The sequence below is a fragment of the Salinispirillum marinum genome (genome assembly GCF_042650105.1).
GTDB lineage: Bacteria > Pseudomonadota > Gammaproteobacteria > Pseudomonadales > Natronospirillaceae > Salinispirillum > Salinispirillum marinum.
Genome location: NZ_JBHSAL010000002.1, coordinates 131,463 through 155,101, shown reverse-complemented (window position 1 = coordinate 155,101; position 23,639 = coordinate 131,463). Strand labels below are relative to the sequence as shown.

Genomic DNA, 23,639 nt, shown 5'->3' with positions numbered 1-23,639 from the left:
AGCAGGTTGGCTTCCCTGCTTTGCCAGCACCCCTACTCATAAACTAAATTCTCAATCCCACCGATGCAAAGCAATAGGCGCGGTATAGTTCTGCAATTGCGTAGAGCTTGAGTTCCGGTTCGCCGCCACACCCAGCAGGCTGCCATCCTGCAATGCAATCACCGCGGTTTGTGTGCGGCCGGTTTGCGAGTTGGATGCCCAAATATAGCCCGCACCAATGCTTTGCGCTTGCAGACGTTTATCCACCGGCCCGAAGGTGGTGTCTAAATCACCATTGGTCAGTAAGCGAATCATGCTGATGCCTCTGGGAGGTGGCGAGCCGGTGCCGCTGTTGGAGTGACCCACCACAACCAGCTTTCCATTCTCCTGTTCGTAAACCTTGTAGGCATAATCATTAATGGTTTGTGTTTGCACATTACTGTATCCAAAATCCACTTTCACCAAACCGGCGGTACCAAACCCTGTATCCGCAACGCCAGCACTGGTATAGCGATATATATGATAGGCCCAACCAGAATCAGCACTAAGAACATTGGTGTCTTGACCTGGACCACTACCCACCACAACTAATCGGCCCTGGCTATCGACCAGAACATCACTAATGTAAGCGTCCGTTTCCGTTATAACGGATACCACGCCATCGGTGCCGAAGGTGTCGTCAATCGTCCAATCCGACGTATTAATGCGCATAACGATGTGTTTGTCATCGTCACCTACACCCCACGCATAGAGATGGCTGCCATGCACATAGAGCCCTTGCAGAACCGTATCGTTATTGGCGCCATCAATGTTGTAGACTTTTGGCTCACTGTCCGGGTGGACTGTTGCGTCTAGTTCACCAGCTTCGGTGACCACTCGAAGTGTCCAGTTGCGGGTAACCGGATACCCACTGCCGACGGTACCTCCGATGACAATTCGGTCATCCGACAGTACCGTTAATGCGGTTGTGCGCTGCCCCGTGGACACCGCTTGCGTGGGCAGTAAGAACTGATTGCTGTTACCAAAGGTAGTGTCGATGTCGCCATTGCTGGCGTAGCGTTCTACATAAGAAGCTATTCGCTCTCCTGTGGCATTTCTCGGGTGGCTAAGAACGACCAAACGCTCTTCGCTGTCCCACGCATAGGCGCGTGAGGCGTAGTAGTCAACAAAATCGCCACCGGGCATAATTTTGACGCCGTTGTCGGCGAAGTCGGTGTCTAACCCGTTCAGTTCTTCATTGAGTTGCACCCAATGCCATTCTCGAAGAGCGTATCCCGCTTTTGTGCGATTAAAACTGGTAAGAATCATCACCCGACCATCGGCCAATTGGTGTGCTCCTGCTACGCGGAGTTGGCAGAACGTGGTTGAGGTGCAGTCAATCGACATACCGGTGATGGCAGTAGCCGTTGAGGACCGCAGAGTGCCGGTAGGCTCATCACCGGATGATGCCGTGTCATCATCGTTTGAATCTGAACTCGTTTCATCGTTCGTGGAATCATTTTGCGAACTTTCGTCATCACTGCCTGTGCTATCTTCCGTCGACTCCGCATTACACCCAACAAGGGCCAACACGAAAAAGGGCATTAACAACCATTTAAACCACGGTTTCATGAGCTAACTCCTTCCAAGCAATAACGTTAGCGACCAGTGTAAGGATTTTGGCTTTTGGCGAATCCCCCTGAACAAGGGGGTCAATCAGACTGCGCTAAATAAGAAAAACACAGGCAAACCAAGGATTCCAGCGCGAACATTGTTCGGACTGACATCATGAAAAATGTCATTTGCTTTTCCTGTACATTCAGGCTAAAAACTAACCTATAAGGATGACCAACAGCTGAGCTTTTTATGCCAACCACTTTAACGTTACCGTTCAAACGGCGTTCGACGTATTTCTTTTTTACACTGGTGTTTCTGCTTGTGCCTATGTCCGTGTGGGCGACCTCTTCATCACCCTCACCTTTGCCCATGGGCTCCTTCGACATTGCACAAATGGTCATACGTAGCGTAGAGACGGAAACCCAGTCGGCCTTGCAGCGCTTGATAGATTTGGTAGACCAACAACGCTGGGATGAAGCCTTTACCGAAGGCAATCGGTTGGCACCAGACTACGAAGGTGAACCGCTGTTTGACCTGTATTATGGCAGGGCGGCACTGCAAGTGGGTGAAACCGATCTCGGTCTGTTTGCGCTAGAACGGGTGAACTTGGTAGAGCCGCGTAACGCGGAAGCGCGGTTACTGCGTACGCAAGGCTATTTGATCAACCAAAACACCGCCTTTGCCCGTCGCCAGCTCACTTTATTAGAAGCCTACAACCTCAGTGCTGCGCAAACCGAGCGCCGCTTGCGTTTGTTGTTTGAACTTGAAGCCTTAGAAGCGGCGCAACGTACCTCCAATACCTTCACGCTGTCTGCCGAAGCGCAATTCCACACGAACATCAACACCGGGACGTATTATGACGAAATTGACCTGCCTGATGGCGGTAGTTTTGAACCCGGCAGTGAATTTCAGTCCGAAGCCGCCCCTGCGCTAGCTCTGCAAGCGGCCTATCAGCGCCGTGAACAGCGCACCCAGCAACTTACACGAACGCTGCAAGCCGGTGTGACCTCACGGTTAAGTACCTTTGGCGATGCCAACAACGTTGGCGGTGTATTGGCGGGGAACTGGCAGTATGAAGATGGTCGACGTTTTGGTGGACAACTTTTGCCGTTTATCAATGCAGATTCTTCCGGTCTAAACGCCGTTGGCTCTATTGGGCGCGCGGACATACTAGGCACCCTAGACGCCGATGCCGCACTGATTCTTAGCCTGGGCGACAGCAACTCCTACAGCTTACAAGGTGGCGTTTCAGATGTACTGAGTTTCGGCCAAGGAGCCGTTAACGTTCTATGGCAAACGGCCAGCACCTTGGCGCTGGCGGACGATTTTGCGCCATCGAGCATTAATGTCAGTGGCACATTGGTTCCGCAGTTTATGTGGGGTGAGCATTATTTGGTACAGGGTCTCTTTGGTTCACAGGTCACCTATGACTTTGAAGAAAATGCCACCTTTGGCACCAACCAACAGGCCAATTTAATCAATTCTCAACTGATGGTGTCGCGCGCTTATGGCGACATGGGCACCGTCAGTGCGCGGGTGCGAGCGTTCACTAACTTGAGCAATCAAGACCTGAACGACTATCGCGGGCTTGAACTGGCAGTGGGGTATCAACACCAATGGTAACCAAATTTCAGAAAAACAGCCTGGCATGCCTGATCGCCGCCACTAGCCTTGCCCTGACGGCGCACGCGCAAGAGAAAGAACTGGCAGGGACCGTGCTGGCCACCCGCGGCGATGTTAATGCAACGGACCTCGTGCTGTTGGAAGAACGGGCCTTGGCCCGCCGTTCGCAGGTCTTTAATGTAGACCGTGTACTCACGGGCGCAGGCGCACAAACCCAATTGAGGATGACCGACAACGCCCTACTGTCGCTCACCGAAAACAGCGAACTCGTCATCGCTGAATACCAGTTCAACCCTGCCACTGGCGAAGGCAAGGTTGCCATGGAATTGATTTCCGGCGGCTTACGTACGATCACTGGTTTGGTCTCTCCGGCCTCCGAGGGCAACGAATACGAGCTGCGCACTGGCGCGGCCACCATTGGTATTCGTGGCACCACCTATGAAGTGCGCCGTGTGGGTGGCGAAACCTTTATGGCCGTATGGGACGGCGAAATTGAAATTCGTGTGGGCAGCGACACTGGCCCCGGCTTTGTGTTGGGTGGCGAGCAAGAATTTGCCTACGCTTCGGTGAATGAAGAAGGCGAAGTAACCTTCTACGCCACAGCGCCCAGTGTTTTTGCCGACGAAGAAGACGACAGCGAAGAAGAAACCGACGAGTCGGATGAAGAGGAGTCTGAAGAAGACGAATCGGAAGAAGATTCAGAAGAAGAAAGCTCGGAAGAAGAGAGCGATGAATCCGATGAGGGAGATTCAGAAGACAGCGATTCTGAAGGGTCGGACGGAGAAGGCGATGGCTCTGAGGGGTCGGACGCCGAAGGCGATGGCTCGGAACAAGGTGCTAACGATAACAGCGGTGACGACGGCAACGACACTGGCGACAACAACAGTGAATCCGGCCAAGGCGGTACAGGACAAGGTGGCGGCCAAGGCGGTGGGCAACAAAATACCCCCACCACAGTGACGACTGCCGTTGGTGTAGACTTCAGCAATACCGTTAACACCCCAACACGCCCGGTCGTTGTGATACCAAACCCTCAGCTGGGCTTACCTACCCCGCCGGATGTCATCGCCGCGAAAACCGGCACGGTGACCTATAACAACCTATTGAACTTCAGCATAGACCAAGGCTTTGACTATGTAATGAGCCTGTCGTTTCAGGTGAATTTTACCGAAGGTACGGTGAACAGTGGTGAGTTGATTTTGGATTCCGCTGGGTCAGACAGCTATTGGCGCGCATTATTTAACGGCGGTATTGAAGGCAATATCATACAAGGCGGCAGCTTGCTGAACACACAATTGGAGTTTAATGAGGCTTTCCATTCCAACGGCAGCACAGAATTTGACGCCACCGGCCATATTACCGGCACCTTTCACGGCAATAACGCCCAGCAGGTACGTGGTGGCTTTAGCCTGACCGACAGCCAAGAAACCACGGTATCCGGCAGCTACCAAGTGGGGCAATGATCATGAACGTACGATTATTAACCTCTACCCTTCTTGCCCTTTTTTTGGTTGGCTGTAACAACACAGACCTAGGCGAAACACTGACCTCAAACCCCGATGACGTGAGCTTCTCGGTTCGTAGCATAGAACCGAAGCAAGCCGTTCAGGTAGGCGATGCCACAGCATCCGGCGAATTGTTGTACGTCGCCGACGACTACGGCATCGACAACTGGCGTTTTCGGATATCTGCGGCGCACACGGACGGGCTTCAAGACATTCAACTGCGTTTTATAGCCGGTGGCGAACTTATCGGTACGGTTTCGCTCTGTCCGGAATCCGGGTGTGCCTTCAGCGGCACTTCCGTGTCTGGCTGGGTATCCGGCATTAACCCGTATGACCAGGACTTTTATCTGGGTGAAAACACGAGTTTTACCGTGCAACTGTTGGTGCAAGGCACAGGTGGGCCAGCCACCCAGGTTGCCTCAGATACTTTTACCTACTCAGCTTTAGGTTTTTTCGGCGGCGACCTAACCACAACCTTTGTTGATGGCACGCTAACCCTTGCCTGGCCCGCACAAACTGGTGTGACAAGCTATCGTGTTATCGTTCGAGACTACGGTGGCGGTAGCCAACGTTGGACCAACCTGAATTACCGCCCCTCCGGTGCAGCCAACCTGCAATTTACGGGTGTTGACGTCGGCAGTGTCGACATCGACATCAAGGCCTACAACAGCTCCGGTGAAGTGGGTTATGCCTATGCAAGTGCGTTTAATTCAAATACGCCCGGCGAAATCATTGATGAAACACCCATTGATGGTAATACGTTCGCTGGTATCGACGCCTGCTTGTTTGTGCCTGCCCAGTTGTATTTGTCGGAAGTATCAGGGCTTGAGCCTTTTACCTGGGATATTGACCCCACCAATTCATTGTCAGGTTTAAACCTAGAGATGAATTATGTTAGTGCGAATGGAATAGATATTACGGGATTCGATACTCTCAACATTCAATCCTCAAGTACTGGCCTGTCTGGTGAAATAAACTTCACAGTGACAGATCCAGAAGATGCAAATCGTACCGCCTCGTATGGCCCCTATACGGTAGAAATTCTTGCCGATTATTACAGCGATGTTATATCCGTAGCATCCCCTACCACTTTCCGGCAAAGTCTCATCAAAGCCGATGCACTCAACCGAGTGCTAATGATGGGTGACAACCCATTTGTTTCGTCCACATCACCTACATTGTCCCTAGTTCGGCTTCTAGACAACGGTCAGCCAGACCTTACATTCGGCGACAGTGGGCGGACAGACATCAGCCTAGGCATATCTGTACCCGGTGGTAACAACAGCCGTTTGATTCCCGTTACAGCCCAACAAGTAGGGGATGACTGGCTGATCGGTGGACGGCTTGAGTTAGTTGATCTTAACGGCGATATCACACGATTCGACGCGTTCATGGTTCGTATTGACAGTTTCGGCACTGCAGTTACCGACTTCGGTACTAACGGCATTTGGAGTTTAAGCGGCAGCGTGAACAGTGGTTTTGAGATAGGAGCCATTACTGTACGCAACAACCAAGAGATTTTTGCTGCACTGAACTCGCTGAACTATGCAGACCCCAATACAGCACCGTCTACTGGCTCAAGAATTTTCAATGTGGATGTACTGGCGCCTTTTTCAACACCGTCTCCGAGTTTGATTGAATTTAATTCTCCAGCGGTTCGTATTCACGACCTCTTCGACCTGCAAAAAGACGACCAGTTCGGTGTTCTGGTGACTACATCTAATGAACTAGGCATAGGTCGCTATGTATGGCAAAACGACACCTCTTTAATTGCTGATCCAGCTTTTGATGCTGACGCGAACGGTATCGTTTATGCACCCTTTAATCCCTCTTTCCCTGCCATCGTCGATTCGCTGATTACAGAAGAAGGTGTTGTCTGGGCGACAGGTTATCTACAACCCAACGGCGGCAGCAAACAACCGTTTTATTATTTTCGGAATATAGGCAATGGCATAGCCGGCTCAGGTGGATTTTTAAGCCCAACGGCCAGCGGCACGGTAATGCCATTAGCTTTGCAGCAAGGGCTTGACCACTACGTCAATTTTATTTTTGCAGAAAACGATCAATTGTCGCATCAAGTTGTTGCCCGCACTTACCCAATTGAAATGGGACAAACTGATAAGATTCTCGCTAACTTTCTCGACGGCTTAGCCGATGCCGAAACGGGTGCAGTATCCCTCATTGGCAACCGTATCGTTCATAGCCGGGTTCATGAATCTGCGCGCCAGATGGCACAGTACCTACCCTATAGCGTCGATAGCAGCTTTGCCTTCGCAGAACAAGGCTTGAGTTGTGGCCGGGTGGAGCTGTATGAAGTGTCTAATCCCAGTAATAATACCGCGACACCCATAAGTTCTGTTACGTTATCTGGGACTGACGGTGATACCTTCATCCTTATGGAAGAAGTTGATCCCTATATGGGAGTAGCTTATTCGGACCGTAACGTAGAACGACTCATTGATAATGATCAATGGGATGCACTTAAAACATCGTTTTTCAATTTAAGTATTCTTGAAAGCTATGGCATCTATCAAGTTCTCCAAATCGCTCATGATACCTATAACAATCGAGTGATTGCTTCGGTTGAAATTGATACATTGGACATCAACCATTTTGATCTGCCCAGTACGGTTAGTTATGGCATTATTGCTATTGACACGGTTAGTCAAACCCCTCAATGGCTGTTTGCAACCAATGGTCCTGCCTATGATCTTTTATGGTCGGACTCATACCAAGCTGTTTTTGCTGTGGTAGGTGAGTTCCCGGCGGTTGAAATCTATTCGACAAGTTCTCTGACTCCCTCAACAGCCATCATTACGGCGGATATTGAGTCTTCCGTAAAAGCGACATTATTGGACAACGGAAACGGCCTTGTTATTGCTTACGACACCGTTGGCTCTGTGAGCCCCTATCACATTCCTATCGAGCGCAGGCATCCTGATACCGGTTTTGCTGTTCAAGGGAACTGGAATCTCGCATTAGAGTATAACGAACCTCGGAAAGTTGTCAGCTTGGGTACGGGTTTTGAGGTTGGTATCCTGGTTTTAACCTCTGATGATATGGGGGGAAATCTGTTGCTAGGCCGTTATACGCCCACAGGCGGTGACCCTGTTTCTACTTTCGGTACAGATGGTGTGGTTACATTGGATGCACAATGGACATCGGCTGTTAATGATCCGTTTACGACGGCCAGCAATACGCTCGTGGCAACATCGACTTTTATCTACACCCCAGTCGCCACAGCTAACGGCGTAGGAATTGTTCGTTTGAACACATTTAATGGCACCGTTGATACCGCTTGGGGCGAGAACGGTGTTTTCATGTTAGAGCAAGCGGCAGAAACCGTGTCGCATCTGCATTTCAACTCAGGTAACGGCGACTTAAAAGTGTATTGGCGTAATGAGCAATACAATGCTGTTACCCTGATTGATACATTGGGCAACGGAGCGCTTGATACGGCATTCGGCATCGCCGGTACAATACGATTTGGTGTTGGGCCTATCGAAGAACCCATACAGCTCGTTACGACGCCGAGTGGCCGTTTATTTCCTTTAGTTGAAGTTGAATATAACGATATTGAAGACGTCACTCAGACGCGCGCAGCGCTCTGGGGCTTACACCCTTCAGGTGGTAGGCTACCTAATTTTGGTAACCCTACCCCTTCTATGACGCGAGATGGTGGCTCTGTGAGCTTACCAACCAATAGCGTATTTGGCATATTCAGTAACGGCTACAACGATATTCTTGCTATTGGCGATGCCGACAGTAGTGTGGTGTCTTACCGATACAACCTCCCAGAAGGTGGTGAATCTCTATCGAACCCCAATCTATACACACTAACCGATAGGCTGTACAGCACCGGCACGAACTACAGCGATGATTTTGTGATGTCTGAATTAACAGCCGGTCGTGCCATTATTTCAGGGATTGCAAACAGCTCTGGTGACCCATTGTTACCCAACTTGCAGCCCTTTATTGCCGCGCTGGACAAGAATGGTGATCCGGCGCCGTTACCCTACAGCTCAACTACCGAGCACTTCATGACTCAATTTCCACCTTTTGGAGTAAATGGTGTTGAAGCGGTTCAAGAAGATGGTAATGGAAATGTATTTGTATTGACGCGTTTGATCGACTTTGATTACAGCTTACCTTACTGGGAATTGCATCGAGTGTCGGATGACAGTGGTTCGTCGTCGGTGGTGGCGGCCGGAGGCCCTGATATTCTGTCTGAGGCATTAATTTTTCCAGATACTTTTGCCTTAGATCATTCAGGTTACGTTTACATTGCCTCCTCACAAATTCAAAACTCCGGACTGACGTTATCAACCGTAGAGAAATATGATGCAGCAGGCAGTCTTTCTGCAATTACTTCTTGGGGCGCCAATGGGTTTTTTAACTTGTCTGACACTGGCGATGCTTTCCTTGAAATCACCAAACTACTGCCACTGTCTGATGGAAGCCTCTTAGTGGGTGGAATTACTCAAAATACCGAGCCTGTCGTCGTTCGCCTTGATGCCAATGGCAACGAACGCCAACGTTGGCAAGGTAACATGCTGGCAACGGGTGACGTTGCCGGTGTATTTGATATGAGCTTAGACCCGCGCGGCCATTTAAATGTGATGATGTCGGTGTTCAAAAATGGGCAATGGAAAACGCAGATTACTCGTTTACCAGGCGTGTACCGTGGGATATCTGGCTCCGCAGATTCAGAATATGTATACAACCCCTATCTGTAAGGAAGTATAGAATGACCCGCCGCTTGTCGTTATGTGTTGTGATGTTGTCGGCGGTTCTTACAGCCTGTTCACAGGAGCCACCGGCTTCTGCACAGGTTGACGTGGATTTGGGTACCGCTTCCTTTGCTGGGCTTGCACCAGCCAGCCGTAATTTCGTGCTGGCAGATGCTGAGGCCGACCTGGGGCTTTCCGGTGCCTTCTTATATGTGGATGCAGACGAAGAAAACACCACAGCCAACAACTGGCGGTTTCGTTTAGCCGTTACATCTACTGACCTACCGATAGAACAGGTTTATCTGGATGTTCGAAATGCCGGTGATGAAGAATCGTACGGTGTTTTCCAATTGTGTGATACCGAAACGGGCTGCAACACCAACAGCATGCAGGGCTGGGTGTCGGGCTTAAACCCTCGCACACTGGGGCTGGAAGAAGGTGCCGATTTTACCCTGCGCTTGGTGGCAGAAAACACCGAACAACAGGCCCATATCGTAGCGACTCAACCTTTAACATGGGCACCGCTCAGCCTTTCCGCCCCTGCCCTTTCACTCTCGGACACAACGCTAACAGCCGAATGGGAGGGTATTTCGCAGACGGAGCCAGACCAACTGCTGCGCTATAACCTGTTCGTGGTAGATGGCTTGTACGCGACTCGTAGCGCCGCCATTGCAGCGGAAACCAACCGCTGGCAACGTCGAGCCATTGAAGGCACCAGCACCAACCTAACGGTGGACGCAGTCGACCTTACCGCGTGGGTGACTGCCGTCAATGCCAGTGGCGAGGTGGCGTTTAGCCCAGTGGTGCAGTTGGACGTTACCCCGCCTCCGGCACCTTCCATTTCACTGAATAGTGACACCGGCAGCGTGGCGGGTGTTACCAGCAATGGCGCATTCACTGTAACCGGCCTAGAAGACGGTGCAACGCTTGAATACAGCACAGACGGCGGTGACACATGGAGTACTACCGTACCCACGGCGGTTGAAGGCATAAACAGTATCCGCGTGCGGCAGACTGACAACGCAGGCAATGTTTCAGCCAGCAACGAACTCCAATTCACACTGGATACCATCCCACCCTCGGCCACAGTTACCATCAACCCGGTTACGGCAGACAACATAATCAATGCCAATGAATCCGCTAGCAACATCGCCATTACTGGCGTGCTTTCAGGCGAAGCCTCGGAAGGCGATGAGGTGCGTGTGATCGTGAACGGCAATACCTTCACGGGCACGGTCGATAGTAGTCAAGAATTTTCCGTAACTGTGACTGGCTCCATATTAGCGGGTAGCACCTCGTTATCTGTCCAAGCCGATATAACCGATGGTGCTGGCAATACGAACACCGTATCAGCGACCAGAAATTACAACATCGACACCATAGCCCCAACAGTCACCTTCGACGCCGAAACCTTTTACGGCGGCGGCATCGCTCAAGGTGATATCGTCGTCAACCCGGTCATTTCCGGTATGGCGAGCGAAGCCAACACGACAGTGACCGTCACAGTGAATGGGCAAGATTATCCGGCCAACGTTAGCGTTATGAACTGGAGTGTGGAAATGACCGAGCCGCTCAGTAACGGTAACTTTGCAATTTCTGTTTCAGCCACCGATGTGGCCGGTAATGTGGGTGCAGGCGCGACCGCGGACCTCAGCATCAACAACGCTGACCCTGTGCTCACTTTCGACGACATGATCATCAGCGCAGCGACAACCTACCCGTTTGATTTTCCGGTGTCGCTGGACTTGGCCGAGGATGAAGTGGCCTTGTTGAATGTCATTGTGTTTCCTGGGTCAGGCGAAAACATGCGGGTCTTCAGCACGGCGACACCGATGGGCAGTGGCTTGTGGTACGTCCCTATCGATTTAACCACCCTTTCGTTATCGGACGATATCTACAGTGGGCAGGTTGAAGTCTATGTAGAAAACGTTTGGGATACTGAGTTCGCGGCGTACAGTGATTTGGTAGTAAAAACCACACCGCCCAATGCGAGCACGGTAAACATAGCTGTCGACAACATAACTGCCGATAACATCATCAATTACAGCGAAAGCTTGGATCAATTTTTAACGCTTTCCGGGACCATTACCGGCGATGTGACCATCGGCGACAACATTACGGTTTCCGTCGGCATGAACGAGCCTAAAACCACCACGCTAAATGGTGACTTTACGTTCTCTATCGATGTAGAAGCGACCGAACTCGTGGCAAACACTGAGGTAACCGTTGTCATCAGCGCCAATGACGGAATTAATCCCCCAGTGAACATAGCGCAAAACCATGCTTATACGGTCGACACCGATGCACCCATCATTACCCTAGAAACCACCACCGCGAATACACTGTCGCCCCTCATCAGTGGCACTTCGAACGAGTTTGCTGATTTAACGCTGACTTTAAATGAGGTTGAGGGCAGCGGGGTCTTCACCTTACCTACGCAAACGGTAAGTTCAGCCTGGACCTTTGATCTTTCCATGCTAGGCGTCACCCTGACCCCAGGCGACTGGGAAATATCGGCGTCGGCCATCGATGATGCCGGGAATGGTAGCAATTTGATTGAACCGGCGGTGCTTACCATCACCTTGCCGCCGGTAGTAAGCGATGACAACTATATCAGAATCTGGGACGGAGTCTCAGTAGTATCCATCAGCCCTACCAATGGCGTGCTGAGCAATGACAGTGACCCGAACGGATTGCCATTAACGGTATCTTCAATGTCGCTTTTGCAGGGCAGTGGCTCTTTAACCTATTTCACCGATGGCGCCTTTGATTACTCGCCCAGCTCAACGGACCAAGTAGTCACTTTGGAATATATTGCGTCCAATGGCATAGAAGCCAGTAGCACAGCTCAAGTGACATTAACGCTGCGCCGTGAAGATGCCAGCGAGTTGCAGGCCTGTTTATTTTTACCTGCGCAAATTGCGGCGGGTGAGGATCTCACCTGGGACCTAGACCCCTTTAATTCACTGGATTCCGGTAGCAGCCTATCGGTGTTGTCCTCACCGTCTCCGTCTGGTTTGAACTTTGCAATTTCTGGTACTCAGGCAACGTTTACGTCACCTCAAGCAGGTTTGTACAGCGGCCTCACCTTGGAAGCCACCAATGCTTATGGCGAAACCGATGTGCTTGGCCCGTACAGTATCAATGTGGAAGACCCTTATACGTCTTCCGCACATACGGCACTTAACACCAACCAAATGTCCATTAGCCATACCGCCGCCGATGCGCAAGGTCGTTTAATGGTGATGGGCGGTGCGACGAATTTTGCCGATGAAACGATTACTGAATTGCGGTTGGTGCGTTTGGATCGTAACGGCAACCTTGATGCCACGTTTGGTACCAATGGTGTGGTGACGCACGTATTACCCGCGTCCACACGCAGTGGTGTGACCGTTCAGACCGCTACCGCCAACGTCCAGACTTCTCTGCGTTTGGGCGATGAGTGGCTGATCGGTGGTTATATTCACTACACGGCAGATGCGGGTGCAACGGAATGGACGGCCGCGTTCCTACTTCGGACCAGCGCCGATGGCAGCCTGAGTCCGTTATTTGTTGATGGTCAAAATAACCCGGGGATCTGGGTGCGGGAGGGAGCAACGGAGAACTACGAAGTGGGCGCCCTGTTATTGCAGGGTACCGAGGATTTATACGTCGCCGTGAATACCCTCCTCTTTGACACGGGTCGCGTACGCCCCTCGTCATCAACCGTGTACATCACAACACCGCTGGACTGGCCCAACAGCGAATTCAGCGTGCTGTTTGGTGAAACGGACTATCGTATTCGCGTGATGGCAACCGTTCCCGACTCCAGAGATGTCATGGTGGCTGCCCAGTTTTATAGCGGTTCAGAAAACGACTACCTCCATTTCGCCCGCTACATCAACAACGCAAGTTCATGGAGTGGGGATTTATCGCTTAATAGCGATTTTAACTATTTGGCGGCTCTAGATTCAGCAGGGGATACCACCACCAACTTCCCGGACATTCGCCATGCGGTTGTCACAGAAGCAGGTCAACTCTGGATATCCGGGCAAAAAGATACCCAGTCCAGCACCAATACCACCTATTATGTTGCAGTGATTGATCTCGATTACAACTACGTTGACCCCGGCGTATTCGAGGTCGATGCGCCGGGCTTCAATAACCAGCAATACTCCCTCGGTTTGATCGCGGGTTACGATAACGCGGTATACCACCTGCGCAGTGACGTAACCAGCACCTCGATGCAGCGTTATCTAACCAACGGCTCAATAGACACCACCTACGGTATTACGGGCTCTAAATCCGTTACCGGCCTGGTGGCTGATGTGACGAGTCTGTCCCGTGCCAAAGGCTCCGCAATTATCCAGGGTACTCAACTGCTGATCGTTCAGCCCGATGCTGCAGATCTCACACAGTATCGGAGCCAACAAATCGATGTATATGAACCGAACGAGCATGCCTTCTTCGCCACGGTGGATGTGTGCGGCGTTGTCGCACGGACCAGTGAAGAGGTTTCGGGAAGCCCGATCCCAAGAGGCATGGTCGCCAGTGGAACGGACCTCTATGTTGCCTTCGAGGCCGCCGGTTGGAACATTGGTAAGCTGATTAACGGTACGCAATGGGTGTTGGGAGACGAGCGTGGTGGTTATTACACCGACGCACCGAACTTCAATTATAACGAGTTAATGGGCCTGAGTGTCGACAACCTGGGCCGTACTGTTACTGTGGGTTTTGCATATGCTAGCAATGTCGTCCGCCGCTTCAATACGGATGGCACGCCGGACACCACCTTTTTACCAGAAGCACTGTCGTTCAGCCCACAATTTGTCGCCGTCGATTCACTCGATCGGGTCATTGTTGCAGGCATTGACCCGTATTCTCAAACACCGATAATCAATCTGCTGCGTTTTAACAGTGACGGCAGTTTGGATGACACGTTTAATACGACGTTTGCAGCGAATGACCCTGACATTCCTATCAGTGGTTTGGAATTGTCCGATCTCGCCGTGGATGCCAACGATAATCTTCTGCTGTTGTTTTTTGCATCTGACCTCAGCTCGGAAACCCATTTAGCACGAGTCAATGCAGACGGCACCCTCGACGCCGCATTCGGGAACGAGGTGGGTGCTGAAGATAACGACGCACGCTGGAGCAGCACAGCGATCGGCACCGGATACTCGCTTCTCGTTGCAGATTCAGGCCGCCTATACATTTGGGCATACGAAGAAGATCTGCAGATCGCCTTCGGAAATGTCCATGTACAGGCCCTGACCACATCAGGACAACCTGATAGCAGTTTTGGTAGCAACGGCGTGGTGACGCTCAACGGGTATGAATCACCGTTGGATAGCTTTTACTTGTTCAACAGTCGCACCAAGTTTCATTGGTTAACAGAAGACCTCGAAGGCCGGCTCTATGTCGCGGCACGCGAGTTTAATGCAGGTCGTACGGTCGTTTTTCGCTTGGAAGCAAATGGAGACTACTCCAGCAATTGGGGTAATGAAGGCATTGTGCCAATGACGGGCGCTGCGCAATTCTCCGACACCTTGCACTCGTTGGCTCTGGTAAACGACCAATTGCGTGTACTCTGGTCAGACCTTGAATCCAGTGGTGTGTTAACGCTTGATGCCAACGGTATGGCCGACTTTACCGTCGGGCTGGATGGCTCAGTCGGCATTTCAAGCCCCCTGGGCATAGAAGCTAAGAACCTAACCTTGTCACCCAGCGGGGAAATGTATCTGGTCGCGCGCAATACAACCTATCCGGAATCCTTTGCCGTTGAAAGTGTGTTCTGGGGGCTAACTTCCTCCGGTGCCAACATCACGGATTTTGGTGATAGCAGTATCCGACTTGGTGAAGTCTGGGCGTCAAATACCTCACCGATTGCGTTACGAAATAATGAACAAGGTACTCTGTTATTGGCAAACAATCCTATTGGCGGCGAACAACAAGAGGGTGCTGGCATTGGCGTCTATGCCCTCGAAATACTCCGTCTGGGCGGTCCTGGTGATTCATTGGCCGAACAAGACATCAATATATCCAGCCCGGGGTCGCCCAGTGTTCGAAGTTTAAATAGCTTCGTTGATGATCTAGCGCTGGGCACTTTGGTTGACGGCCCTTTAAGTTCAATCTTCGCTGTGTCGCGAAATGGCACCCTGGTGACCCCACCCTTTGGTGGCGCTGCAACCCAATTGTGGAGCCCAACCGCGCCGACGGGCTTGAACGGCGGTTATTCCTATGCTCAAGTCCTAGATGCTGGCAATGGAAAGGTCTATGTGCTGGCTCAAGATTTTGGCGACGTTGAGTCGGATATACCGATGTCTTGGTTCGTCAGTGCTTATGACCGTAACGCTTTAACGGATGATTGGGTTGAGCAAACGGCCACAGCCGACAGCAAGTTAGTACGAGACATGGCATTGGACAGCGCGGGTAACCTGTTGGTGCTGGATATGGAATACGGCGACGAACAAGGTCGCATCGTAAGGCTGAACACTGACACCTTTGCTTTCGACACCGCGTGGGGAAATTTGGGTGAAGCTGACTTCACCCAACCGATTTTTGCCATGAGCGCTCTTTTGGTAGCCCCTGACGGCAGTATTTGGACGGGAGGCGCGGACGCGAACAGTCGGCCTGTTGTCGTGCGTCTTGATGCAGATGGAACGGAAATTCAACGCTGGACAGGTCCCCAGCTCACACGCGCTTCGCTCAGTCGTGTGGTCGATCTGGAAATCGATAACGCGGGCCACATCAATGTGCTGTTCGACAGTTTGAGAAGTGGCGAGTGGCGGGCAGAAATTGTGCGGATTCCACGGGCGCACTAGTGCGGTAGAATTGCCTGCCCGGAAATGACGGGGCTGCGTGGAAATGCCAAGTATAAGCATTCGCGCGGAGGGCCGCGCTCCTACGTTTTATGCAGCGGTTAGCCGAGTGCTACAGCGATATCTGCTCCCAAGCGGGCGTTGTTCAACACCAGTTGAATGTTGGCGGCCAGTGAATTTCCGCCGGTCAATTCGGCGACGCGCGCCAACAAAAACGGGGTGGATTCTTTACCCTGCACACCTTGTTCAGCCATTTCCCGCAAGGCGGTTTCAATGGCGGCATCAATGGTTTCTTGCGGCATAGCGTATTCGGCGGGAATTGGGTTGGCGACCACCACGCCGCCGTGCAAGCCCATATTCCATTTGATGTTCAAAGCTTTAGCAATGTCGGCAGCGCTGTCGAGCCGGTAGTCCACGACATAGCCGGATGTTTGAGTATAGAAAGCAGGCAGGTCATCTGTACCGTAGCCAATCACCGGCACGCCTTGGGTTTCGAGGTATTCCCGGGTCAGGCCAATGTCGAGTATAGATTTGGCACCGGCGCACACTACGGCGACGTTAGTGTGTGCTAACTCCTGCAAGTCGGCGGAGACATCAAAGCTGGTTTCTGCGCCGCGATGTACCCCCCCTATTCCGCCGGTTGCGAACACACGAATACCGGCCATGGCGGCGATGATCATGGTACCCGCCACCGTAGTCGCACCCAGCTTCCCCGCTGCCAGGACAAAAGGCATATCACGGCGGCTGCATTTGATAACACTCAGTCCGGCTTGCCCCAGACGGGTAATTTCGGCTTCGGTTAAACCGACTTTTAATTGGCCATCCATAATGGCGATGGTGGCAGGCACTGCGCCGCGCTCGCGAATTACGGCTTCTACGTGCAGAGCGGTGTCGACATTCTGCGGATACGGCATGCCGTGCGAAATGATGGTGCTTTCCAGCGCAACAACGGGTTTACCGGCCGCTAGGGCCGCTTGTACATCCGGGTGAATATTAAGAAAGGCCTGCATATTATTTCTCCAACAACGACTGCACGGCAGTCACTGAAAAATTCGGGACGATGGTATGGGTGCTGGTGGCGGTTAAGGCACCGGCGGCCATGGCAAAACGGGCGCTGTACTCGGCTGACCACTCTTTGAGCTGCGCGTGCGTCAACGCGGCTAACGCGGCATCACCGGCTCCGGTGACGTTTTCAATCTTGACCGGTAGCGCAGGATACCACGCTTGATGCGTTGCGTCGCAATACCAAGCGCCCTGCCCGCCCAAGGTCAGTAAAACCCGCTGTACACCCAGCGCTCGCAAGGCGGCAGATGCTTTTTGGGCACTGGCGATGTCCTGTACGGCGATACCCGTGAGCACCTCGGCTTCCAACGCATTGGGTTTTAAGGTGTGGATGTGTGTTAAAAAAGGCTTTAGGCGTGCCACTTTGGCGGCGGAAACCGTATCAACTACGATCGGTTGGGTGAGGGCCTGTTGTTGATGCAATAGAAACAGCGCCTGAAGTGTTTCCGGGGCGAGGTTCGCGTCCAATACCCACAGCGCGGCCTGGCACAATACCTCTGCGCGCCCGCGAATTTCATCGGCCGAGAGATACAGCAACGCCGCCATATCATTGAGCGCCAACTGCATTTCACCTTGATGGTCCAGCACCGAAAGGTACGTTGATGTACTGACCTCCGCACTCCGCAGAACATGCTGCACACCTACCCCTGCTTGTGTGCAGGCGGCCAATAGCTGGTCTCCCCACGGGTCTTGCCCCACCACGCTGATAAATTCAACGGCCGTGCCCAAACGCGCCAAATTCTCCGCGATATTGCGCCCTACGCCACCGGGGCTCATGGACAAGGCGCCCGGGTTGGAGTCGTGCCAACGCAGCGCTTGCGAACTACGGCCACAGAGGTCCATGTTCGCCCCGCCCACCACAACGGCAAAGGTGGGTGGCGTCATGCCATATCCGCTTTATTGAACGTGCGTTTTTCACCGGTGAAGGGGCAGTCAAACACCAATCCGACGGCTTCCAGCATGAGGCCGGAACGCTGTTTGTTGCCTTCGCCGTAGGCGGGATCACCCATGACAGGGTGGCCTATGTCGGCAAAATGCCGCCGGATTTGGTGCTTGCGGCCGGTATCCAGCCACACGTTCAACGTGGAAGTGTTCGTGGGTTCGTTGTATTTTTCCAACTGATAACGGGTGGTGCAGGGTTTATCATCAAGCGGTGCGTCTAGGGTGCCTTTGGGTTTGTCCCGCAAATCCCCCAGCACTTCAATGCGGTATTCTTTTTGAATTTTGTTCTCGCGGAACATTTCGCTGAACGCGGCCGCTGCACGTTTTTGGTGGGCGATGATCATTAAGCCCTTGGCTTCGCGGTCCAGGCGATGTACGAGGAACACTTCACGTTGCAGTTTGTAGTGCAATTCAACCTGGCGCATCACCGAATGGTGGTCGCCCCAATCGGTGCCTTGCGACAGTAAACCGGCTGGCTTGTACCAGATGGAATACCATTCGAAATCAGCCACCTCAATGGGCGGACGCACTTTAAGGTCCAGCAGCGTTTCGTCATAGTAGATGTGCAGGATGTCGCCGACCTTCAGGTCGGTCATGGCGCGCCGTAAACGCCGCCGTGTCTCACCTTGACGTTCAATCCATACGGCGCCTGCATTCATGGTTTTTTTTAACCGCGATTTGGACACATTGACGTTATCGACAAGGAAATCTATCGCAACGAGGGAGTCTGTGGACTCAACTTCTAAGGCAACATCAATTTTCATGGGTACACCAATCGGCCAAATAGAGAACATCGCGGGGGTGTGATTATCGGGTGTGTTGGGCAGGGTTACAAGGGGAGGGTTACAAGGGCATGGCCAAAGCTAAAGCGGCTCTTTGAAACAATACAGTCAATGCACTCGACATATGGCCCTGCATCCATTTTCATTGCAGCACTCGATAATACTGTATTGTTGTGAAGGATATCCTGCCTGTGATCATGTCGCGTTCGCTGTTCGTTACCTTGCTGTCCGCCCTCTTGCTGGCTGGCGGCGCGCTGGGGTACTTCCAACTGACCAAAACGCCAGAAGAAGCCACGCGCCCGCAAGGTCGGGGTGGTGCCGGCGCCATGATGGGCCGGGGTGGTCCTGCCGGTGCGGGAACCTTAAACACCACAGTGCCGACCGTGCGTACCCAGGTCGCTGAGTTCAGCACCCGTCAGCCCGCCATTACGCTGTTCGGGCAAACGCAATTTGCGCAAACCTACCAAATCGCCAGCCCGTTCAGCAGCACCATAGAACGACTGGACGTTCGTCGCGGTGATCCCGTCGTACGAAATCAGGTGTTGTTGCAGCTCGATACTCGCACCTTAGAACGCAACCTCGCGCAGCAACATGGCCAAATTCTGGATATGCAGGCCCGCATACGGCAGCAGGTTCTGCAAGGTGAGGCCGACATCGCCGCACTGACGTTAGAGCGTGAAGCCCTTTCTCTGGCGCAAGACAATTTGCGTCGGGTGCAGGATTTACAAGCGCGCAATCTGGCGTCCAGTGCCGATGTGGAGAATGCACGCCGCTCGGTGATCAGCCAACAGCAAAGCGTCCAATCCCGGGAACTGGCGGTAGCCCGGCAGGACGACACGCTGCTGCAACTGAACGCACAGCTTGACGGGCTGGAGCAACAACGCAATGCCATCGAAGAAGACATCGCCGCCGCTACCATTCGGGCACAGGTGAACGGACTGGTGGATACAGTCACCGTTCAGGTCGGGCAAAATGTGAACAACGGCAGCGCCTTATTGACGGTACAGAGCACCGAGCCTTTTCAAATTCGTACCACCCTACCCAGCCAATACTTGGCTTTACTGGACCGTGAGAACCCGCTGCGCGGTCGGGTGGACTGGCAGGGCAACAGCACCGAGTTGGTGCTGACCTCCTGGGGGTTGAACGCCAATCAGGGCGGTGTCTCCGTCACGCTGGATTTGATTGACCCCCGTGGGCCGCTGATAGCCAGCACCTTTGTGCCCTTGAGTCTCTATTTGCCTGCCGTTGAGCAGGTGATGTCCGTTCCCACCAATGCCTTGTACGGTAACAATCGTCTTTACGAAGTGGCGGATGGGAGGCTCGTTGAGCGTACCGCAGACATCGTGGGTGAGGATCCGGACCGGCCAGGCCAAGCCTATTTAGTGCGCTCGGACATGCCCGCGAATGCGGATATCTTGATTACCCGCTTGGAGCGTCCTGAAACCGGTTTGCGCGTACAACGGCTGAACCAACAGGCCGCTCAGGGCGACCGTCCCAGTCAGCGCCCCACATTGGCGGTAGAGGATTAACAACATGAGCGGGTTAATTCACTATTTTGCCGGGCACCGCGTCGCCGCTAACATCCTGATGTTTCTGACCATTTTGGCCGGTGCTTGGGGCTTGCAGCAGGTGAATTTCCAACTGTTGCCTACCTTTGAATTCCAGAGTGTGAACGTCAATGCGCGCTGGGAAGGCGCCAGTACTGAAGACGTACAAAACGCCATCACCATTCCCTTAGAGGCCACCTTGCTGGGCTTGCCAGAAGTCGCGCGCATTAACAGCACCAGTACGGAAGGCAGTGCATCGCTGCGCATTTCGGTGACCGAAGGCTACAGCACCGACGAAGCGATCACCGCACTGGAAGATGCCATTGCTGGCGTTGGCCTGCCAGACGGCGTCGATACGCCCAGTGTGCGGCAATTTGCGTTCCGCGAAACCGTGGGTAGCGTGTTGGTCTATGGCGATGCGCCACCGACGCAACTGAGTGACCTGGCTCGTGAATACGCCGCCGAACTGCGTGGCCGGGGCATTGCCGAAGTGAGCATCAACGGTACCACCAACGAATTCATGACCATTGAAGTACCCAGCGACCGTCTATTGCAATTGGACATGACGCTGAACGAATTAGCACAAATCATTCGCCAGCAAAACGCCAACGCACCCGCTGGCACTCTCACCACCGACGGCCTGACGCTGCAATTGCGTGCGCAAGGTGAGTCGCGTTTAGTCACCGATTTAGCGCGCATACCCATACGTACCCATGCTGACGGGGGCATCACCACCTTGGGCGATGTGGCCCGTTTTACCTCGACCATCGAACGCGGTCAGGAAGTGTATTACCAGGGTTACCCGGCGGTGGTGCTGAACTTATCGCGTCAAGACAGCGACAACTCGTTGGCCGTCGCCCGCATCATGAACGAATGGCTGGATGACACTCGGCCAGAATTGCCCGCCGGTGTGGCTTTGCATACCTACCGGGAAAGCTGGAAAACATTGATGTCGCGGCTGAATATGGTGTTGGAAAACGGCATCATGGGCATGTTTTTGGTGATCGGTGTGCTGTTCTTGTTTCTCAACACGCGCCTTGCGTTCTGGGTGGCGGCTGGCATTCCCATTTCGTTTCTGGCGACCTTCTTGGTGATGGGTGTTAGCAACATCACCGTTAACATCATTTCGTTGTTCGGTTTTATGATGGCGCTGGGCATTATTGTGGACGATGCCATTGTTGTGGCAGAGGACACCCAAGCACAGCGTGACCAAGGCGCAAACAGCCACAACGCGGCCTATAATGCAGCGCGGCGCATGTTCCCGCCAGTACTGGCGTCATCCCTCACAACCATCGCCGCTTTTTTGCCGTTAATGTTGGTGGGTGGGCGATTCGGCAGCTTAATGGCCGATATTCCCTTGGTGGTGATCTGCGCTATTCTGGCGTCGCTGATTGAATGCTTTTTGATTTTGCCTGCTCACCTGCATCATGCCTTAAAGAACAGCGACCAGAAAAAGCCCAGCCGTTTCCGCCAAACCATTGACCGTGGGTTCCTCCATTTTCGTGATCGGATTTTTCGCCCCTTGGTGACCTTTTGTGTGAATCATGGTGCGGTGACCATTTGCGCCATGGTGGCGGCGGGCATGATCAGCTTTGGTTTAGTACGTGGCGGCCATGTGCCCTGGACACCGTTTCCATCTTTGGAGGGTTCTAATCTCAGTGCCAGCGTGAACTTTACGCCGGACTCGGATCCCCAGCAGGTTACGGATTATTTGAACGGCATGGAGCGCGCACTGAGTGCGGCGGCCAATGCGTTAAATTATGAGTTTGTGGAAACGGCGGTGGTCACCGTGCGGCCCGAAAACTTGAGCGGTAGCATTTCGGTGGAAATGGTGAATGACGTAGACCGCCCCTATACCAGCTTGGAAATCATGAACGCCTGGAAGGATGAATTGACCATGGTGCCGGGCCTGCAAAACGTGCTGTTCACCCGGGCACGCCAGGGTTTGGGTGCGTCGGATGTGTCCATCAATCTCACCGGTAACGACATCGAAGTGCTGAAAGACGCGTCCTTGGAACTGCAACAACGGCTCGTCAGTCAGGCCGGTATGACCGACCCTCAAGACGACTTGCCATTAGGCAGTGAACAACTGCGTTTCTCGTTGTCCTTACAAGCGCAAGCACTCGGGCTGACCCTCACCCAAGTCAGCAGTTATTTAAGCAGCCAACTGCAGGGGGTTGGCATACAGGACTTTATTGTTGGCGGGCAGACGGTCCCTCTGCGATTGCAACTCCCCGAAAGCGAAACCAGCAATGTGCGCGCGTGGGAGTCACTGCCCTATCCTCTGCCCGGTGGTGGCTGGGCAAATATGGGCGACCTGTTGAACAGCGAATACCGTTTGGGTATCGACCGTTTGCAACGCAGCAACGGCAGCATGGGTATCATGGTTTCAGCCGATGCTGCGAATGCGGATGAGCTGCCGGTGATTTTGGCGTATTTAGAAAACGAACTGTTGCCGGAGTTGGCCGCCGACTTCGGTATCACCGTGGCGTTGGCAGGTGAGCAAGAAGATGCCGCAGAAACCGCCCGGGCTTTCCAACTGGCCTTGGTGATTGCGTTGGCGCTGATGTATATGATTCTAACCTGGGTGTTCAGTTCCTGGACTTGGCCCTTTGTGGTGTTGGTGACCATTCCCTTCGGGTTAACGGGCGCCATCGTGGGACACTGGATCATGGATATGCAGTTGTCTTTCTTATCGCTGTTTGGCTTATTCGGTTTGGCGGGTATTGTGGTGAATGACTCTATCGTCCTGGTGACGTTCTATCGTCGCCTGCGCGAAGAAGGCATGGCGCTGCGCGATGCAGTGATTGAAGCCGCGTGCCAGCGTTTGCGGGCGGTATTGTTGACTTCGATCACTACCATTGCCGGGTTAACGCCTATTCTGTTCGCTACCTCACTGGATGCGCAGTTCTTGCAACCTATGGCAGCGGGCATTGTGTTTGGTTTGCTGTTCAGCACCTTGTTGATTCTGTTGTTGGTGCCAACCTTACTGTTGTGGATGGAACGCGCGACTACTTGGGTAACGGAGTGGTCTTTGCGGCGGCATCGGGTGCATCCTGGTGAGACGTTTTAG

At 52.9% G+C, this 23,639-nt stretch carries 10 protein-coding genes; 6 read left to right on the top strand and 4 right to left on the bottom strand.

Going from position 1 to position 23,639, the window contains the following annotated elements; translation table 11 throughout:
* Positions 1-51: 51 nt before the first annotated feature.
* Positions 52-1,590: a hypothetical protein gene (locus tag ACFOSD_RS07810; RefSeq protein ID WP_380695231.1), complete on the bottom strand. Its 1,539-nt coding sequence runs from the start codon at positions 1,588-1,590 to the stop codon at positions 52-54.
* Between the two features lie 234 nt (positions 1,591-1,824).
* Here ACFOSD_RS07810 and ACFOSD_RS07805 point away from each other — a divergent pair, with 234 nt between their 5' ends.
* From ACFOSD_RS07805 to ACFOSD_RS07790, 4 genes are read left to right on the top strand one after another with little or no spacing between them, the layout of a single operon-like run.
* Positions 1,825-3,198, top strand: a complete 1,374-nt coding sequence (locus ACFOSD_RS07805) for a tetratricopeptide repeat protein (protein ID WP_380695229.1) — start codon at positions 1,825-1,827, stop codon at positions 3,196-3,198.
* Positions 3,192-4,661 carry a FecR family protein gene (locus ACFOSD_RS07800; RefSeq protein WP_380695225.1) on the top strand — a complete coding sequence of 490 codons (1,470 nt, stop codon included), beginning with the start codon at positions 3,192-3,194 and terminating at the stop codon, positions 4,659-4,661. Before ACFOSD_RS07805 ends, ACFOSD_RS07800 begins: the two co-directional genes overlap by 7 nt.
* 2 nt (positions 4,662-4,663) lie before the next feature.
* Positions 4,664-9,439, top strand: coding sequence for a hypothetical protein (locus ACFOSD_RS07795; protein WP_380695223.1), 4,776 nt, complete (start codon positions 4,664-4,666; stop codon positions 9,437-9,439).
* Between the two features lie 11 nt (positions 9,440-9,450).
* Positions 9,451-16,236 (top strand): Ig-like domain-containing protein, encoded by a 6,786-nt coding sequence (locus tag ACFOSD_RS07790; RefSeq protein WP_380695221.1) that lies wholly within the window; start codon positions 9,451-9,453, stop codon positions 16,234-16,236.
* Positions 16,237-16,334: 98 nt separating this feature from the next.
* On the opposite strand, the gene ACFOSD_RS07785 is transcribed toward ACFOSD_RS07790, so the two are convergent.
* Genes ACFOSD_RS07785 through ACFOSD_RS07775 form a run of 3 tightly spaced genes read right to left on the bottom strand, consistent with a single transcriptional unit; the run spans position 16,335 to position 19,001 of the window.
* On the bottom strand, positions 16,335-17,243 hold the full coding sequence (locus tag ACFOSD_RS07785) for a pseudouridine-5'-phosphate glycosidase (protein ID WP_380695219.1): 909 nt from the start codon (positions 17,241-17,243) through the stop codon (positions 16,335-16,337).
* Position 17,244: 1 nt separating this feature from the next.
* Complete coding sequence (locus ACFOSD_RS07780; protein ID WP_380695217.1) at positions 17,245-18,180, bottom strand: PfkB family carbohydrate kinase; 936 nt, start codon at positions 18,178-18,180, stop codon at positions 17,245-17,247.
* Positions 18,177-19,001, bottom strand: a complete 825-nt coding sequence (locus ACFOSD_RS07775; RefSeq protein WP_380695215.1) for an RluA family pseudouridine synthase — start codon at positions 18,999-19,001, stop codon at positions 18,177-18,179. The genes ACFOSD_RS07780 and ACFOSD_RS07775 overlap by 4 nt, the downstream gene beginning before the upstream one ends.
* Before the next feature lie 215 nt (positions 19,002-19,216).
* Here ACFOSD_RS07775 and ACFOSD_RS07770 point away from each other — a divergent pair, with 215 nt between their 5' ends.
* Together ACFOSD_RS07770 and ACFOSD_RS07765 are read left to right on the top strand one after the other, a co-directional pair.
* Positions 19,217-20,548 (top strand): efflux RND transporter periplasmic adaptor subunit, encoded by a 1,332-nt coding sequence (locus tag ACFOSD_RS07770; RefSeq protein WP_380697242.1) that lies wholly within the window; start codon positions 19,217-19,219, stop codon positions 20,546-20,548.
* Between the two features lie 4 nt (positions 20,549-20,552).
* Positions 20,553-23,639, top strand: a complete 3,087-nt coding sequence (locus ACFOSD_RS07765) for an efflux RND transporter permease subunit (protein WP_380695213.1) — start codon at positions 20,553-20,555, stop codon at positions 23,637-23,639.